Genomic DNA, 15,923 nt, shown 5'->3' with positions numbered 1-15,923 from the left:
ACTGGAGACATCCAGCATGAACCATCCGTCCCTGATCCGGCGAGCAGGCGGGGCTCCGCCCGTGCTCGCCGCTGCCCTGGAGGCCGCCGAGCGTGGCTGGCGGGTCTTTCCGCTCCGTCCGGGTACGAAGCGGCCCGCCCTGCACGGAGAGAGTCGCTGCCCGCGTACCGGTCCGTGCGTGGGCGGGCACGTGAAGTGGGAGAGCCGGGCCACTACCGACCGCGAGCGGATCGTCCGTGCGTGGGAGCAGGGCCCGTTCAACATCGGTCTGGCGACGGGTCCGTCGGGGCTCGTCGTCGTCGACCTCGACGTGCCCAAGGAGGGCGCCGACGGCGTCAGCGGTGTGGAGGTGTTCGTGGCCCTCTGCGAGCGCGCCGGCCAGCCGCTCCCGGTGACGTTCAGGGTGGGAACCGCGTCCGGTGGCGAGCACCTCTACTTCGCCGCCCCGAGCGGAGCTCGGCTCGGCAACTCGGCTGGCCTGCTTGGGCAGTTGGTGGACACGCGCGCGTGGGGCGGGTACGTCGTCGCGCCCGGAAGTGCGACTCCTGGCGGGTCGTACACGGTCCTGGAGGACGCCCCCGTCCTTCCGCTGCCCTCTTGGCTCCTGGAGGCGCTCACGGCCCGCCAGGAGCCCCGGCGGCCCCGTGGAGGCGCCTTGGTCGCTCTGGTGGCCAGTGGCGGCCGTGCTGCCCGTGCGGCGCTGGAGCGCGAGTGCCACAACGTCCAGGCCGCCCCGGCGAAACAGGCCAACAACACGCTCAACCGGTCCGTGTTCCTCGTGGGGCGCTTCGTCGCCTGGGGCGACATCGACCGGCAGGTGGTGGAGGACGCATTCCAAGGGGCGGGGGAGGCGAGGGGACTCACCGCGGCCGAGTGCCGCGCCACGATCCGCAGCGCCCTGGACAGCTCCATCCGCAAAGCCCGGCCCCGGGAGGCGGCATGAGGCCCCAGAACCCCTCCCCCTTGGAATGCAGTCCCACCACCGAGCCTGCCGTCGCCGAGCAGCCGGTAGCACTGCGGGCCGTGGGCGCTGAGAAGGCCGTCGGCGAAGCCGTCCCCGTTGGTCCTGACCCGCGCCCGGCCGCCGGGCCCCGGATTCTCGCCCTGCTCCGCATCGGTGCGGCCGACCGTCGGGCGATGCCCACCGCGCGCTCGTGGTGCTCCTGCGGCCGGGACCTCCAGGCGTTCGGACACCGGCAGATCGCCCAGCTCGTGGCCGACCACACCGCGCACCGCAGCACGTGCCCGCTCCTGACCGCAGGAAAGGAAGCCGCATGAGTCCGCACGACCCCGAGCTGTGGGCCGGGTTCGACGAGATGACCGCCGAGGACGTCGCCGGGCCCGTCTGGGACGAGCCCGTCCCGCTCAACCCGCGCGGACAGCTCCCCGTCTTCCCCGTCGACGCCCTGCCCGACTGGCTCGGCCAGATGGCCGCCGAGGTCGCCGAGGAGACCCAGACGCCCGTCGACCTCGCCGGGTGCCTCGCGCTCGCCGTCCTCGGCGCCGCCGCCGGCGGACGCGTCATCGTCCACGTACGCGGCCAGTGGCGCGAGCCGGTCAACGTCTACGCCGCCGTCGCGCTGCCGCCCGGCAACCGCAAGAGTGCCGTGTTCTCCCTCATGACACAGCCGCTCCTCGCCGCCGAGAAGGCGCTCGTCGAGCTGACCGCCCCGCAGCGGGCCGAGGCAGCCGCTGCCGCGCGGATGTCGAAGGCCGCCGCCGAGAAAGCCGCGGCGAAGGCCGCGAACGCGGAGGCCGACAAGCGGGCCGAGCTGACAGCCGAGGCCGTCTCCCTCTCCCAGGCAGCAGACCGGGCCACCGTGCCCGCCGAGCCGCAGCTCGTCGCCGACGACATCACCGCCGAAAGCCTGACCACCACCCTCGCCCAACAGGACGGCCGCATCGGGATCCTCTCGCCCGAGGGGGAGATCTTCGAGATCATCGCCGGTCGCTACTCCGGCGCCCCGAACATGGGGATCTTCCTCAAGGGCCACGCCGGGGACATGGTCCGGGTCAACCGCATGGGCCGCGACGCCCAGCACATCGAGCGCCCCGCCATCACCATGGGCCTGGCTGTGCAGCCGGAGGTCCTCGACTCCATCGGGCAGATCAAGGGCGCCGATGGACGCGGGCTGCTCGCTCGGTTCCTCTACTCCAAGCCCGAGTCCCTCGTCGGCCGCCGCAACCTCACCCCCGCCCTCCTCTCCGCCGACACGGCCGCCGCCTACGCCCAGAAGCTCGGACACCTCGCCCTGACCCTCGCGGCCTGGACCGAGCCCGCCGAGCTCACCCTCACCCCGGAGGCCGACGCCGTCCTCCTCGCCTACCAGCGCGTCACCGAGTCCCGCCAGGACAAGGGCGGATCGCTGCGGCCCATCATCAAGTGGTCCAGCAAGCGCGACGGAGCCGTCGCCCGCATCGCCGGACTCCTCCACCTCGCCACCCACCCCACCGACGCGTGGACGCGGCCGATCGCCGCCGAGACGATGGCCGCCGCCACCCGCCTCGGGGACTACTTCACCGCCCACGCCCTCGACGTGTTCGACGCCATGGGCGCCGACCCCGCCCAGGACGCCGCCCACACCCTCCTGACCCACCTGCGCGAGACCCGCACCGCCACCTTCACCAAGCGCGAGCTGTTCCGGGGCCTCGCCCGCGGCGACTTCCCCGCCATGAGCGACCTCGACCCCGCGCTCGCCCTCCTGGAGGAACACGGCTGGGTCCGACAGCAGCCCCCGCCGCCCCGCTCCGGACGCGGCGGCCGACCGCCCTCCCCCCGCTACGAGACCCACCCCCGCACCACCCCCGGCACCTGAAACCCCCCAACCCGCTGACAGAACTGACAGAACCCCCCGACCAGGCACCTGACCTGCTAAAACAGCCACTTTCGGAGCTCTGACAAAACCTCCGGAAACTCTGACAGAACCTCGACCTCTCCCACGGGCCCGCGCTGACAGAACCTTCGCCCGGAGGTTCTGTCAGAGTTTTTTGAGGTTTTGTCACGACGCTGGAAACGACCAAACTTGCAGGTCAACGGCCACATGGCGAGGTTCTGTCAGTTCTGTCAGCACTTCCCGGGGTTTTCGCACCTCGGACCGAGCTGAAGGAGCCCAATCCATGGCACGCCCGCAGATGCTCAAGCTCACCGAAGTCCTGACCGAGCTCGGTATGAGCCGAGCAGCCTTCTACCGGATGCGAGCCCGCTCCCAGGGGCCGCGTCTCATCAAGCTCCCCAACGGCCAGCTTCGCGTGCGCCGTTCGGATCTGGACGCGTGGTTGTCCACGTGCGAGGAATCCGCCGCCTGACCGTTCGACACCGAGGGGCCCGCATGTCAGCGGGCCCCTTTCCCACTGGAGAGACATGCTCACCTTTGACGTCGTCATCTGGTCCATCCGGCAGCGCAAGGGCCGCCCGAGGCCCTGGGAGCTTCGCTGGCGCGTGGGCTCCGAGCCCCACTCGAAGAGCTTCACCACCAAGACGCAGGCGGATGGACGCCGTTCCCAACTCATGAACGCGCTGCAGAAGGGGCAGCAATTCGATGAGGAGACGGGACTGCCCGAGAAGGAGATTATTGCCCTCGCGATGCCGACGTGGTTCGAGCATGCCAAGGCGTACGTGCTGATGAAGTGGCCGGGGGCGGCCGCAAAACACCGCGCAAGTATCGCTGAATCATTGGCGGTTGTGACACCAGTTTTCGTGTCCACGATGAAGGGGCGTCCCGAAAACTCCGTCCTCCGGGCGGCCCTGTACCAATGGGCGTTTCGAGCTGTTCCGGGTCCTGATGGGGAGCACGTTCTGCGCATCGACGCGGAAGAGCCGCCGGCCCCCATCCGGGAAGCTCTGACGTGGCTCGCTCGACATTCGATGAAGGTGAGCGAAGCAGCGAAGCCGGAGCATGTGCGCGCTGCGCTCGCGGCCCTCTCCAAGCTCCTGAACGGCAAGCCTGCGGCCGAAAACACCGTCAGCCGGAAGCGCATGGTGCTAAGCAACGCCTTCCGGTACGCCGTGGAGGAACGAGCTCTCCTCGACCGTCACCCGTTCATTGCAGTCGACTGGGCCGCTCCCGAGACTTCCGACGAGGTGGACTTCCGCTTCGTCCCAGGCCCCCGTCTCGCTCGCGACCTGCTCGGTGCTGTTGCAGCCCAGGGGGCGCGAGGAGAGCACTTGGAGGCGTTCTTCGGAGCCATCTACTACGCAGCCACCCGCCCCGGGGAAGCCGTGTCTCTGCGCGACACAGACTTCGTCCTGCCGCCAGAGAGCGAGCCTGACGCATGGGGCGAGGTGCTCGTCTCGGCGAGCCATCCTGAGGTCGGAAGCGGCTGGACCGACAGCGGAAAGTCTCACGACGAGCGAGGACTGAAACACCGGGCCCGCAGGGCGGTACGTTCCGTTCCGATCCCCCCTGAATACGTCCGCATGGTCCGCTCTCACATCTCGCGGTTCGGTGTCGCACCCGATGGTCGACTGTTCCGTGCCGTACGCGGCGGACGCCTCACCTCGAACGAATACACCGAGGCGTGGGAGTCAGCTCGGAAGGCCGTCCTCAGCAAGGAGGAGGTTGAGACCGCGCTCGCGGAGGTCCCGTACTCGCTCCGCCACGCCGCCATTTCATTGTGGATCAAGTCAGGCATGGATCCCGTAGAGGCCGCCTACAGGGCGGGACACAGCCTCGCGGTGCTCTACCGCTTCTACGCGAAGATCCTGAAGGGCGGTTCTGCCGCCGCCAACCGGCTCGTCGAGCAAGGGCTTCGGGCAGAGGAGTAAGTGGCCATCCCGGCCCGCACGTGGCCCATACGCACTGGTCAGAGGCGAGATCCGGGCGATCCGAGGTGAGACAGACTGAGCACAGAGGGCGGGTCCCGGATTCCGGGACCCGCCCTCTGACCAGTCAGTTCCCTGACCTGCTGCGGTGGGTGTGGGATTTGAACCCACGGTGACATCGCTGCCACGACGGTTTTCAAGACCGTTCCCTTAGGCCGCTCGGGCAACCCACCTCTGTCGCCCCGGTCCACCTGGGACGGAGCGGCTACAGCGTACCGGCTGGGGGCGCCGGCCGGGGATGGGCCGCGGCGGGCCGTGGGGGGCGGGGGCCTCAGGTGACTGAGTTAGCATCCCTCTTCACACGATCTTCACATCTCCCGAGGGGTTGCACGGTGCACGGCACGATCGACGGCTTCAGCTACGGCATGGTCACGCCCCTCGTGGGCTACGTGATGGCCTGTCTGGGAAGCGCCCTGGGCCTGCGCTGCACGGTCCGGTCGCTCCGTACCGAACGTGTGCGGAAGTCCGGGTGGCTGGCCCTCGGGGCCGCGTCCATCGGGTGCGGGATCTGGACGATGCACTTCATCGCCATGCTCGGCTTCCGGGTGCGCGAGACGACGATCTCGTACAACTTCCCGCTGACCTTTCTCAGCCTGCTCGTCGCCGTCGTCGTCGTGGGTGTCGGCGTCTTCATCGTGGGCCACCTCGGCGCCCGGCCCGTCCCGCTGCTCCTCGCCGGGCTGCTCACCGGCCTCGGCGTCGCCGGCATGCACTACATGGGCATGGCGGCGATGCGGATGAACGGTCAGCTCGGTTACGACACCACGGTCGTCGTCCTGTCCGTCGTCATCGCCGTCGTCGCCGCGACCGCCGCGCTCTGGGCCGCCGTCTCCATCCGCGGCTTCCTCGCCAGCCTCGGCGCCAGCATCGTCATGGGCGTCGCCGTGACCGGCATGCACTACACCGGCATGGCCGCGGTCAGCGTTCACGTCAACGACGCCACCACGCACACCGCCGACGGCGGCTCCTCGTTCCTCAACGTCCTGCCGATGCTCGTCGGGCCGCTGATCTTCCTCGTCCTCGCCACGGCCGTCGTCATGTTCGACCCGATGCTGATCATGGGCGACGACGAACCGCGCCGCCCCGCGCACCGGGAGGGCGGTGCGGGGAGCGGCGCGGAGGTCGGTGCCGGTGTGGGCACCGGTGCCGGTGTGGGCACCGGTGCCGGTGTCGGGGGCGGTACCGGGGGCGGGGACCCGTACGCGTACTAGACCCCGGTGAGGCGTGCGGGCGTCAGCTGTCGCCCGTGCGCTCGCCCAGGACGACCGTGGCCGTCCGCGTCTTGCCGTCGCGCTCGTAGGTGATCTTCACCGAGTCGCCCGGCTCGTGCGTCCAGATCTCGCTGATCAGCGTCGGACCGCTGTCGACCGCCTGGCCGTCGAAGCCGGTGATCACGTCGCCGGCCTTGAGGCCCGCCTTCGCCGCCGGGCCGTTCGGGGTGACCGGGGCCGTACCGCCCGAGCCCTGGGACGCGATCTTCGCTCCCGAGCCGCCCTCCGCCATCGTCACCGTCGCGCCGATGACCGGGTAGACCGGCTCGCCCGTCTTGATCAGCTGCTCGGCCACGTTCTTCGCCTGGTTCACCGGGATCGCGAAGCCCAGGCCGATCGAGCCCGCCTGGCTCTGGCCGAAGTCGCTCCCCGTCGACCGGATCGCCGAGTTGATGCCGATCACCGCGCCGCTCGCGTCGAGCAGCGGACCGCCCGAGTTGCCCGGGTTGATCGAGGCGTCCGTCTGGAGCGCGCTCATGTACGAGTTGCTGCCGCCTGAGCCGTCGCCCGAGGCCACCGGGCGGTTCTTGGCGCTGATGATGCCCGTCGTCACCGTGTTCGACAGGCCGAAGGGCGCGCCGATCGCGATCGTCGAGTCGCCGACCGCCACCTTGTCGGAGTCCCCCAGCGGCAGCGGCGTCAGGCCCTTGGGCGCGCTCTTCAGCTTCAGCACGGCCACGTCGTAGCCCTGGGCGCGGCCGACGACCTCCGCGTCGTACGTCTTGCCGTCCGAGAACGTCACCGACAGCGTGCCGCCGTCGGCCGCCGACGCCACCACGTGGTTGTTGGTGACGATGTGGCCTTCCTTGTCGTACACGAAGCCCGTGCCCGTGCCGCCCTCGCCGCTCTCGCCGGGGGAGCCGCCGGACTTCGCCTGGATCGTGACGACGCTCGGGAGCGCCTTCGCCGCGACGGCGGCGACCGTGCCCGGGTCCCGCTTGAAGGAGGCCGGGGCCTCGCCCGAGGAGACCGTCGTCGAGCCGGTGCCGTTCGCCTCGTCGCCGCGCTGGGCCGCCCAGTAGCCGACGCCGCCGCCGATACCGCCCGCGACGAGCGCCGCGACGAGGACGGCCGCCACGAGACCGCCGGAGCGCTTGCGGGGCGCCTGGGGGGCGGCCGCCGGGTAGGGCTCGCCCCAGGCGGGGGTGGACGGCGGGGGCGGGGGCCAGCCGCCGGCCGACGCGGGGGCCGGAACCGGTGCCGGGGCCTGGGCGGGGGCCGGGGCCGGGGCCGGGGCGGGGGTGCTCGCGGGAGCGGGCACCGGGGCCATCGGCGCCGTCTCCGTCACGGGCGGCAGCGGAGCCGTCTCGGCCGCCGCCGGGGCCGCCGGGGCCTCCTGCGGGACGGCCTGCGGCACGGCCGGCGGGGTCGCGGGGACGGGAGGCGTCGGCGGGGCGGACGGGGCAGTCGGGTCCGCCGGAACCGCCGTGCCCTCGTTCTCGGTGCTCACAGCTCGCTCTCCTCGTTCACTGCGGGGGGCATTCCTGGGGGGCAATCCTGGGTCAAGAGTGCTGCCAACAGCTTTTCCCACAGGGCGTCAGGCCGCTGTAAGGCGGAGCTGTGCATTCGCACGTCACTCTTTATATACGGATGGAACGGACAGGTTCCGGTGTGCCCTCCGCGCCCCGCCAATGGCACGATGACGCCGTGACCCACGCACGGCAGCACCCGACCAGCACGACCGTCCAGGTCGTCGCCCACCGCGGAGCCTCCGAGGACGCCCCGGAGCACACCCTGGCCGCCTATGTGAAGGCCATCGAGGACGGCGCCGACGCCCTGGAGTGCGACGTCCGCCTCACCGCCGACGGCCATCTCGTCTGCGTCCACGACCGGCGCGTCAACCGCACGTCGAACGGCCGCGGAGCCGTCTCCGCCCTCGAACTCGCCGACCTCGCCGCGCTCGACTTCGGCGCCTGGAAGGAGCGCGAGGAACGGGACGACGCGGCCGAGAGCCCGGACTGGGGCGACCCCGAGTACACCTCCGTCCTCACCCTGGAACGGCTCCTGGAGCTCGTCTCCGACGCCGGCCGCCGGGTCGAGCTGGCCATCGAGACCAAGCACCCCACCCGCTGGGCCGGGCAGGTCGAGGAGCGGCTCCTCCATCTCCTCAAGCGGTTCGGACTCGACGTGCCCGCCGCGCCCGAGGACTCCCCCGTACGGATCATGAGCTTCTCGCCCCGCTCCCTCGCCCGGGTCGCCGCCGCCTCGCCGACCATGCCGACCGTCTCGCTCTCGCAGTTCGTCAGCCCGCGACTGCGCGACGGGCGGCTGCCCGCGGGCGCGCGCGTGGCGGGGCCGTCGATCCGGATCGTCCGCCACCATCCGGCCGTGATCCTGCGGCTCCAGAAGGCCGGTCACCAGGTCCACGTCTGGACCGTGGACGAGCCGGAGGACGTCGAGCTCTGCGTACGGCTCGGGGTGGACGCGATCATCACGAACCGGCCCAAGCAGGTCCTCGCGCAGCTGGGCCGCGCCACCGACTGACCCTCCTTCCCTCCCCTTCCCCCTCTCCTTTCCCAACTGCCCCAGGGGTTACGGGGAGTGCTCCGGCGCGTTCGGCGCGTACGCGATCGTCACGAGTGCGACACCCCACGTGCCTCCGGCGGTTTCCGGCCCAGGCCATCGGGGCATCCACACGGTGGCGTGGGGGCAGAAGGAGGTCTCGGGGGTGGCGGTAGTGGTGGCACAGGAGGTGCCCACGTCGTCGAGCATGGCCGTACCTCATGGCCCTGCGGGCGTGGGGGAAGCGCGGCACCGCATGCGGGGCGAGCTGTACCGCAGCGGGGTGGCCGAATCGGTCGTCGACGACGCGGTACTGATCCTTTCCGAGTTGCTGAGCAACGCCTGGCGCTACGCCCAGCCCTTGGGGCGGCCGGAGCACGGCGAGGGCGACGTCCGGGCGGCCTGGCGGGTCGACCCGTCGGGCGGGCTGCGCGTCGAGGTCACGGACGGGGGCGGTCCGACGCGACCCGTGCCGTCCACGCCCTCGGTCACGGCGCACGGCGGCCGCGGGCTGAACATCATCGGCGCGCTGGCCCAGGACTGGGGCGTACGGGACAGCGCGACCGGCGAGGTGACGGTCTGGGTGGTGGTCACCGAGGGCCACCGCAACGAGGACTTCGCGACACGCGTCGGCGGCGGGGGCGGAGCCACGGGCTTCGACTTCCTCTGCGCGTACGACGATCTCGACTGACACGGCTGTCGACTGACACGGCTCTCGGCTGACACGGCTGTCGGCTGACACGGCTGTCGATGGACACGGCTCCAGGCTGACGCTGGGATGCGGCGGTGCCGGGGGCGGCTAGGCTCGCGCCCGGTACAGCACGTACGACCACGTACAACCACGTACAGCCGGGAGAGAGCCACACCATGGCCAAGAAGCGCCCCCAGACGAAGGCCGGCAAGGCCGGCCAGGCACAGGTCACGAGCGGGGAGATCCCGGTCGTCGGCGCCCGCGAGCCCTGCCCCTGCGGCTCGGGCCGCCGCTACAAGGCCTGTCACGGCCGCGAAGCCGCGCACGCCGTCACCGAGGTCGTCCAGCGCCCCTTCGAGGGCCTGCCCGGCGAGTGCGACTGGGTCGCGCTCCGCGAGCTGGTGCCCGCCGCCACCGTGCCGCTCACCCTCAAGGGCGGTCTGCCCGAGGGCGTGCCGTCGGTGACGCTCGCGACCGTGCTGCCCATGGCGTGGCCCGCGCTCCGCCGCGACGACGGCTCCGTCCTCCTCGCCCTGCAGAACGACTCCTCCTCCGGCGACCTCGCCCGCGACCTCGCCGACACCCTCCAGCGCGCCCTGGAGACCGAGCCGGGCAACCCCGTTCCCCCGCGCCGTGTCCCGGCCGAGGGCCCGCGCCTCCAGGAGCTGCTCGACGCGGACGCCCCGTTCGCCCCCGAGGTCCACACGGGCTTCGAGTTCTGGATCCCGCAGTCCTCCGAGGGTGCCGCCGAGCCCGAGGTCGCCGCCTCCCTGGAGCGCGCCAACGCCGCCGCGATCCCGACGGTCAAGCTGACCGGCGTCGACGCCGCCTACTGGTGCGAGGTCCCCGACAAGAACCACCTGCGCTGGGTCATGCCGCACCCCGAGGAGAAGCTCCTCGACGCGCTCGCCCGCCTCCAGGCCGGCGAGGGCACCTCGCTCGGCGAGGGCACCCGCCTCGTCGGCTCGTTCCGCGCGCACGGCCTGATGGTTCCGGTGTGGGACCTGCCGTCGTCGATGACGGCCGAGGAGTGCGAGAAGCCGGCCGCCGCGTTCGCCGAGCGGCTCGCCGCGGCGCTCGCCTCGGACGCCCCGCTGACCGCCGACGAGCGTCGCGCGCGCGGCGGCCTCACGAACCGTCAGGTGACTCTCAGCTGATACCCCAGGCGGTATCGGTGACAGACAGACCGACCGGTCGGTGACTTCCGCCACAACCCGGTCGGTGAAGGGGTAATTCCCTGTCCGAATAACCGAGATCGAATTTGCGAACAGCAGATCTCTTGTTACCGTTCTGGAAGCCCGGTCGCTGGTGCATCCCCCGTCGCCAGCGACCGGGCCTTTCCATGCCCGCCCCCGCGGGAGGCCCCTCGGGCCCCGCCGGGGAGCCCGGCTCTCAACTTCCCTCGATCTCCGCCGCATTACTGCCGGAACGCAGCAGCAGAGGCGTGTTGTCCCCCTCGCCGGTACCCGCGAATTCCGCGACCGCCGTATACGAAGCGGAATCCCCAGCCCCGCCCCGGCGCCGCTCCCGGGGCGTCTCGCAGGTCCCCGGCTCGTCCTGCGCGGCGACCGCGCAGCGCACCTGTACGGTCCGGCCGCCGGGCGCCATCAGGGTAAGAAACGAGTCGAGTTCCTGTCCGGTCGCGTTGCGGTAGTACGTACGCGCCCACACCTCCGGACCCTCGGAGAGGACGCAGGTCTGCGCCTCGACACCTTCGGGGGAGGCGAGTTCCGGTCCGCAGCGGGTGATCCGGTCCGGCGCGGGGTCGGTCGCGGCCGGTGCCCGTACCGCCGTGGGCGTGGGCGTCGACGTGGGCGCCGCCTCCGGGGCCCCCGTCGGCGTACGGAGTCCGAGGTCGCCGCCCAGGCCGGAGAGCAGGTCCCGCGACTTCCCGTCCTCGGTCTTCCCGTTCCCGGACTTCCCGTCCTCGGTCTTCCCGTTCCCGGACTTCCCGTCCTCGGTCTTCCCGTTCCCGGTCTTCCCGGCGGGCTCGCCCGTGGGCCCCGGGCCCGCCACCGCGACGATCGGCAGCAGGACGGCGACCGCGACGGCGGTCCCGAGCCCGGCCATGCGGAGTTTCGCCGGGCTCATCACCGGACTCATGCGACCCACGACCCACCTGCTCCTTCGCCCGTGATCATCGCCGGGTGGGGCGAACATATCGGCGGCCGGTGGGGGGTCGGTCGGCCGCGCGCCCGTTTGCCCGGGAAGTCGGGCCAGGACACACCCGTTCGGGTGAACGGGTGGGCCCTCAGTACGTCAGCCTGCTGCCGCCGCCCGGGGCGCTGGTGCTCGCCTCGACGAGCGCGTCCACCACGGCCTCCACGTCCGGCAGCCAGGGCCGGGCCGAGCCCGCGAGCGGTGCCCGCTCCCACCGGACCTGCCCGGTGCCCGTGACCGAGGGCGGCAGGAGCAGATAGCCGCCCTCGCCGTGGAACCGGAGCGAGCTGGGGACGTCGTCCTTCGCGTACAGCAGGTCACCGAGCCGTTCGAGGCCGTACGGGGCGACGAGGATCGCCCACCGCGTCGGCGTCGCCACCACGGGTCCGAGCCGCATGCCCGTCGCGTCGAGCGCGGCGAGCGCGCGGGCCCCCGCCACCGCCGGCAGGCTCACCGCGCAGGGCGCGGAACCGCCCGTCGCGAGCACCACCGGGGCGTCCGGGCGGGTCGTCCACCACCAGCGGACCATCCGCTCGTCGGTCGTCGCCGCGAGGAGGCCGGGGTCGTACGGGTGCGCGCCGGGCACCGCGCAGTCGGGGTCGGGGCAGGCGCACACCGCCCCCTGGGCCGTACGGGTCGTCTCCTTCGGTTCCACACCCGGCAGGACCGGCCAGTCCCACTCGACCGCGAAGGTCACCGCCGCTTCGAGCCGGGCGGTCCTCGCCTTGCGCCGGAACCGGAGCCTGCGTCGCCTTCCGAGGATCTCGCGCATGAGCGCTCGTTCCTTTCCGTTGAACGCCGAATCCACATCAACACATCACGCGTCACACATCACACCATGTGCAGATCACTTCACCGTGCGTATCAGCGCGTAGCCGGGTCGGCGGCGCGCCGCCCCGTCACCGATGCGGGGTCGAGCGAGCCGGATGGGGCCTGACGGTCAGAACACGTTCCCCGCCACCGGGGGACGGGCTGCGGCCTGCGGTACGAAGGACGCCGTGGTCCCGCCGCACGTTCCGGGACAGCTCCAACTGCCCCTGCCTGTCACCGATTACGTACCCCGCACACCCGGAATGACGCGCTTTCAAACGACGCCAGTCGACCGCAAAAGGTGCACCGAGAGGGCAATTTTCGGCCAACTTCCCGCGTACATCAACCCTCGCGCACGTCCTCGCGCGCGCCCCACGGACACCACAAGTCCCACGGGGACAATGCTGGACATCCCTCCACCCCTGCGTGTACATGTGGAGACATCGAGCGGCGCAGAATGACATGGGGGTTTGCGATGCGATTTGCGATGCTATGGCCTCAAACGCACCGGTTGGAAAGCCGACTGAGATGAGCGCCCCACACCTGCCGAAAGTGGCCGGAATCGACTCCACGGTTCCCTCTCCCCCGCACACTGCGGCCCCACTCCCCGGAGCCCCGTCGGCTCCCCCCGGGGTCCCGTCGGCCGCGGCACCCGCCGACGCGCCCCTCCCGCCCGGCGCCCTGATCCAGGACCGCCTGGCCGGCTGGGTCTCCGACCTCACCACCCTCCACGAGCTCACCGAGCGCCTCATCAGGACCTCCTCCCTCGACGCGGCCCTCCCCGAGGTCCTCCGCGCCGGAGCCGCCCTCGTCGGCGCCCGCCGCGGCATGGTCGTCCTCGAACCCGCCGACGGCCTCGGCCCCGCCACCACCATCGGCCTCGGCCTCGCCCGCGCCGACCTCGGCAGCATCGAGACCGTCCCCCGCAGCGCCACCAGCTACGGCCGCCTGCTCGACGGCCTCCCCGATCCCGCCGACCCGGCCCGCGTCCCCGACCCGATCGCCATCCCCGACGTCCGTACGGAGGAGGGCCTCGACCCGCGCCACCGCGAGGTCGCCGCCCGCCTGGGCTACGCCGCCAGCTACGCCCTCCCCCTCGCCACCGAGGACGCCGGCCGCCTCGGCGCCGCCGTCTGGCTCTACGACGAGCCCGCCGAGCCCGGCGACCGCCAGCGGCACCTCATCGGCCTCTACGGCCGCTTCGCCACCGAGCACCTCGCCCGCCTCCTCCAGGTCGAGCGCGCCCGCACGCAGGTCTCCACCGTCGCCGAGGAGCTGCTCCCCAGCCGCCTCCCCCGCGTCCCCGGCGTCCAGCTCGCCGCCCGCCACCGCACCGGCCCCCAGGGCGGCGGCGACTGGTACGACGCGCTGCCGCTCCCCGAGGGCGCCCTCGGCCTCGCCGTCGGCTCCGTCTCCGGGAGCGGGCCCAGCGCCCTGGCCGCCATGGGACGGCTGCGCGCCTCCCTGCGCGCGTACGCGGTCATGGAGGGCGAGGACCCCGTCGCCGTCCTCTCCGACCTCGAACTGCTGCTCCGGCTCACCGAGCCCGCCCGCTCCGCGACCGCCCTCTTCGCGTACGCCGAGCCCGCGCGGCGCCGCATCGTCCTCGCCGGGGCCGGACACGCCCCGCCGCTCGTCATCGGCGAGCAGCGCACCGAGTTCGTCGAGACCTCGCTCTCGGCCCCGCTCGGCATGCTCGCCTGCTGGGAGGCGCCCAGCGTCGAGCTCTCCCCCGCGCCCGGAGAAACGGTGCTTCTCTACACGGACGGGCTGCTGCGCCGTACCGGCGACCCCATGGACCGGGCCTTCGCGCGGCTCCACGCCGCCGCCGCGAGCGTGCCGAAGGCCGACCGGGGCGACCCGGGCGCCATCGCCGACCACGTCCTGCGGACGCTGCTCCCCGAGGGGCTCGACAGCCGCACCGGCGGCCGCCCCGACAGCCACGCCGAGGAGGACGTCGTCGTCCTCGCGGCCCGGTTCGAGTGAGCGACCCGGAACAGGCCGAGTGAGCGGCCCGGGCCGGGCCGAGTGAGCGGAAGCTAACACTCCGGATTGTCGCGGAATGAGGCCCTCCGACCCTGGATCCCCACGTCACGAACGTACGATGGTGGGGGTTCAGTGTCGTACCAAGAGGAGGCAGACCCGTGGCCGAGCTCACGCCGGAGACCCCGGAAGAGGCGACCGAGGAGCAGGAGCAGCAGGCGATCGCGCAGCGGAAGAACGGCCTGTACCCGGGCGTCTCCGACGAACTCGCCGAGAACATGAAGTCCGGCTGGGCCGACACCGAGCTGCACGACCTCACCCCCATCGCGCAGGCCGACAAGACCGCCGCCCGCCGCGCCGCGCTCTCCGCCCGCTTCCCGGGCGAGCGCCTCGTCGTCCCCGCCGGAAACCTGAAGACCCGGTCGAACGACACCGAGTACGCCTTCCGCGCCTCCACCGAGTACGCGTACCTCACCGGCGACCAGACGCAGGACGGCGTCCTCGTCCTGGAGCCGCTCGCCAAGGGCGGCCACGAGGCCACGCTCTACCTCCTCCCCCGCTCCAACCGCGAGAACGGCGAGTTCTGGCTCGACGGCCAGGGCGAGCTGTGGGTCGGCCGCCGCCACTCCCTCACCGAGGCCGAGCAGCTCCTCGGGCTCCCCGCCAAGGACGTCCGCGAGCTCGCCGCGCAGCTGAAGGAGGCCACCGGCCCCGTCCGCGCCGTCCGCGGCCACGACGCCGGCATCGAGACCGCCCTCGCCGACAAGGTCACCGCCGAGCGCGACGAGGAACTCCGCGTCTTCCTCTCCGAGGCCCGCCTCGTCAAGGACGACTTCGAGATCGCCGAGCTCCGCAAGGCCTGCGAGGCCACCGCCCGCGGCTTCGAGGACGTCGTCAAGGTCCTCGACAAGGCCGAGGCCACCAGCGAGCGCTACATCGAGGGCACGTTCTTCCTGCGCGCCCGCGTCGAGGGCAACGACATCGGCTACGGCTCCATCTGCGCCGCCGGCCCGCACGCCACCACCCTCCACTGGGTCCGCAACGACGGCGACGTCCGCTCCGGCGAGCTCCTCCTCCTCGACGCCGGCGTCGAGACCAACGAGCTCTACACCGCCGACATCACCCGCACCCTGCCGATCAACGGCCGGTACACCGACCTCCAGCGCAAGATCTACGACGCCGTGTACGAGGCGCAGGAGGCCGGCATCGCCGCGGTGAAGCCCGGCGCCGCCTACCGCGACTTCCACGACGCCGCCCAGCGCGTCCTCGCCGAGAAGCTCGTCGAGTGGGGCCTCGTCGAGGGCCCGGTCGAGCGCGTCCTGGAGCTCGGCCTCCAGCGCCGCTGGACCCTCCACGGCACCGGCCACATGCTCGGCATGGACGTCCACGACTGCGCCGCCGCGCGCACCGAGACGTACGTCGACACCACCCTCGAGCCGGGCATGTGCCTGACCGTCGAGCCCGGCCTCTACTTCCAGGCCGACGACCTGACCGTGCCCGAGGAGTACCGCGGCATCGGCGTCCGGATCGAGGACGACATCCTCGTCACCGCCGACGGCAACGTGAACCTCTCGGACGCGCTGCCGCGCCGCTCCGACGAGGTCGAGGCGTGGATGGCCGGCCTGAAGGGCTGACCCGTCCCCGCACGACGTACGACGTGAAGGGCCCCCGCCGACCGACCGGC

Annotated in this window: 14 protein-coding genes and 1 tRNA gene; 11 read left to right on the top strand and 4 right to left on the bottom strand. The window is 72.1% G+C overall.

The features are described from left to right. Positions 1-16: 16 nt before the first annotated feature. The 5 genes from ACFC0Z_RS20990 (at position 17) to ACFC0Z_RS20970 (ending at position 4,765) form a co-directional block, all read left to right on the top strand. On the top strand, positions 17-943 hold the full coding sequence (locus ACFC0Z_RS20990; protein WP_376439957.1) for a bifunctional DNA primase/polymerase: 927 nt from the start codon (positions 17-19) through the stop codon (positions 941-943). After that, complete coding sequence (locus ACFC0Z_RS20985; RefSeq protein ID WP_376439954.1) at positions 940-1,278, top strand: hypothetical protein; 339 nt, start codon at positions 940-942, stop codon at positions 1,276-1,278. The genes ACFC0Z_RS20990 and ACFC0Z_RS20985 overlap by 4 nt, the downstream gene beginning before the upstream one ends. Beyond that, positions 1,275-2,816, top strand: coding sequence for a YfjI family protein (locus ACFC0Z_RS20980; protein ID WP_376439951.1), 1,542 nt, complete (start codon positions 1,275-1,277; stop codon positions 2,814-2,816). The genes ACFC0Z_RS20985 and ACFC0Z_RS20980 overlap by 4 nt, the downstream gene beginning before the upstream one ends. 301 nt (positions 2,817-3,117) lie before the next feature. Beyond that, entirely contained in the window at positions 3,118-3,306 is a 189-nt protein-coding gene (locus ACFC0Z_RS20975; protein ID WP_376439948.1) for a helix-turn-helix transcriptional regulator, read from the top strand. 55 nt (positions 3,307-3,361) lie between these two features. Then, the gene (locus tag ACFC0Z_RS20970) at positions 3,362-4,765 is read left to right on the top strand and encodes a tyrosine-type recombinase/integrase (RefSeq protein WP_376439945.1); all 1,404 of its coding nucleotides are present in this window, start codon (positions 3,362-3,364) and stop codon (positions 4,763-4,765) included. Positions 4,766-4,908: 143 nt separating this feature from the next. On the opposite strand, the gene ACFC0Z_RS20965 is transcribed toward ACFC0Z_RS20970, so the two are convergent. Then, positions 4,909-4,995, bottom strand: a tRNA-Ser gene (locus ACFC0Z_RS20965). Between the two features lie 159 nt (positions 4,996-5,154). On the opposite strand from ACFC0Z_RS20965, the gene ACFC0Z_RS20960 reads away from it, so the two are divergent. Beyond that, positions 5,155-6,033, top strand: a complete 879-nt coding sequence (locus tag ACFC0Z_RS20960; protein WP_376439942.1) for an MHYT domain-containing protein — start codon at positions 5,155-5,157, stop codon at positions 6,031-6,033. Between the two features lie 22 nt (positions 6,034-6,055). On the opposite strand, the gene ACFC0Z_RS20955 is transcribed toward ACFC0Z_RS20960, so the two are convergent. After that, positions 6,056-7,543: a S1C family serine protease gene (locus tag ACFC0Z_RS20955; protein WP_376439940.1), complete on the bottom strand. Its 1,488-nt coding sequence runs from the start codon at positions 7,541-7,543 to the stop codon at positions 6,056-6,058. Between the two features lie 197 nt (positions 7,544-7,740). Between ACFC0Z_RS20955 and ACFC0Z_RS20950 the strand changes: the two genes are divergently transcribed. From ACFC0Z_RS20950 to ACFC0Z_RS20940, 3 genes are all read left to right on the top strand, one after another. Continuing rightward, on the top strand, positions 7,741-8,577 hold the full coding sequence (locus tag ACFC0Z_RS20950) for a glycerophosphodiester phosphodiesterase (RefSeq protein WP_376439937.1): 837 nt from the start codon (positions 7,741-7,743) through the stop codon (positions 8,575-8,577). 274 nt (positions 8,578-8,851) lie between these two features. After that, positions 8,852-9,286 (top strand): ATP-binding protein, encoded by a 435-nt coding sequence (locus tag ACFC0Z_RS20945; RefSeq protein WP_376439934.1) that lies wholly within the window; start codon positions 8,852-8,854, stop codon positions 9,284-9,286. Between the two features lie 176 nt (positions 9,287-9,462). Next, the gene (locus tag ACFC0Z_RS20940) at positions 9,463-10,443 is read left to right on the top strand and encodes a DUF5926 family protein (RefSeq protein WP_376439932.1); all 981 of its coding nucleotides are present in this window, start codon (positions 9,463-9,465) and stop codon (positions 10,441-10,443) included. Positions 10,444-10,678: 235 nt separating this feature from the next. Here the strand turns inward: ACFC0Z_RS20940 and ACFC0Z_RS20935 are convergent, their stop codons facing one another. Both ACFC0Z_RS20935 and ACFC0Z_RS20930 read right to left on the bottom strand, forming a co-directional pair. Further along, positions 10,679-11,389, bottom strand: coding sequence for a hypothetical protein (locus ACFC0Z_RS20935; protein ID WP_376440322.1), 711 nt, complete (start codon positions 11,387-11,389; stop codon positions 10,679-10,681). A 148-nt stretch (positions 11,390-11,537) separates the two neighbouring features. Then, complete coding sequence (locus ACFC0Z_RS20930; RefSeq protein WP_376439930.1) at positions 11,538-12,218, bottom strand: bifunctional DNA primase/polymerase; 681 nt, start codon at positions 12,216-12,218, stop codon at positions 11,538-11,540. A gap of 530 nt (positions 12,219-12,748) precedes the next feature. Between ACFC0Z_RS20930 and ACFC0Z_RS20925 the strand changes: the two genes are divergently transcribed. Together ACFC0Z_RS20925 and ACFC0Z_RS20920 are read left to right on the top strand one after the other, a co-directional pair. After that, the gene (locus tag ACFC0Z_RS20925; protein ID WP_376439927.1) at positions 12,749-14,242 is read left to right on the top strand and encodes a PP2C family protein-serine/threonine phosphatase; all 1,494 of its coding nucleotides are present in this window, start codon (positions 12,749-12,751) and stop codon (positions 14,240-14,242) included. 158 nt (positions 14,243-14,400) lie between these two features. Then, positions 14,401-15,873, top strand: coding sequence for an aminopeptidase P family protein (locus tag ACFC0Z_RS20920; protein WP_376439924.1), 1,473 nt, complete (start codon positions 14,401-14,403; stop codon positions 15,871-15,873). The last annotated feature ends 50 nt before the right edge of the window (positions 15,874-15,923 follow it).

It is taken from the genome of Streptomyces sp. NPDC056144, from assembly GCF_042264145.1.
GTDB lineage: Bacteria > Actinomycetota > Actinomycetes > Streptomycetales > Streptomycetaceae > Streptomyces.
This window is presented reverse-complemented; position numbering and strand designations above follow the sequence as displayed.

What these genes read in the sequence shown, in the direction of transcription:
- ACFC0Z_RS20945 (WP_376439934.1), top strand. Translation starts at nt 8,852, where the DNA reads ATGCGGGGCGAGCTGTACCGCAGCGGGGTGGCCGAATCGGTCGTCGAC.
- ACFC0Z_RS20935 (WP_376440322.1), bottom strand. Translation starts at nt 11,389, where the DNA reads ATGAGTCCGGTGATGAGCCCGGCGAAACTCCGCATGGCCGGGCTCGGG.
- ACFC0Z_RS20940 (WP_376439932.1), top strand. Translation starts at nt 9,463, where the DNA reads ATGGCCAAGAAGCGCCCCCAGACGAAGGCCGGCAAGGCCGGCCAGGCA.
- ACFC0Z_RS20980 (WP_376439951.1), top strand. Translation starts at nt 1,275, where the DNA reads ATGAGTCCGCACGACCCCGAGCTGTGGGCCGGGTTCGACGAGATGACC.
- ACFC0Z_RS20985 (WP_376439954.1), top strand. Translation starts at nt 940, where the DNA reads ATGAGGCCCCAGAACCCCTCCCCCTTGGAATGCAGTCCCACCACCGAG.
- ACFC0Z_RS20975 (WP_376439948.1), top strand. Translation starts at nt 3,118, where the DNA reads ATGGCACGCCCGCAGATGCTCAAGCTCACCGAAGTCCTGACCGAGCTC.
- ACFC0Z_RS20970 (WP_376439945.1), top strand. Translation starts at nt 3,362, where the DNA reads ATGCTCACCTTTGACGTCGTCATCTGGTCCATCCGGCAGCGCAAGGGC.
- ACFC0Z_RS20990 (WP_376439957.1), top strand. Translation starts at nt 17, where the DNA reads ATGAACCATCCGTCCCTGATCCGGCGAGCAGGCGGGGCTCCGCCCGTG.
- ACFC0Z_RS20930 (WP_376439930.1), bottom strand. Translation starts at nt 12,218, where the DNA reads ATGCGCGAGATCCTCGGAAGGCGACGCAGGCTCCGGTTCCGGCGCAAG.
- ACFC0Z_RS20925 (WP_376439927.1), top strand. Translation starts at nt 12,749, where the DNA reads ATGGCCTCAAACGCACCGGTTGGAAAGCCGACTGAGATGAGCGCCCCA.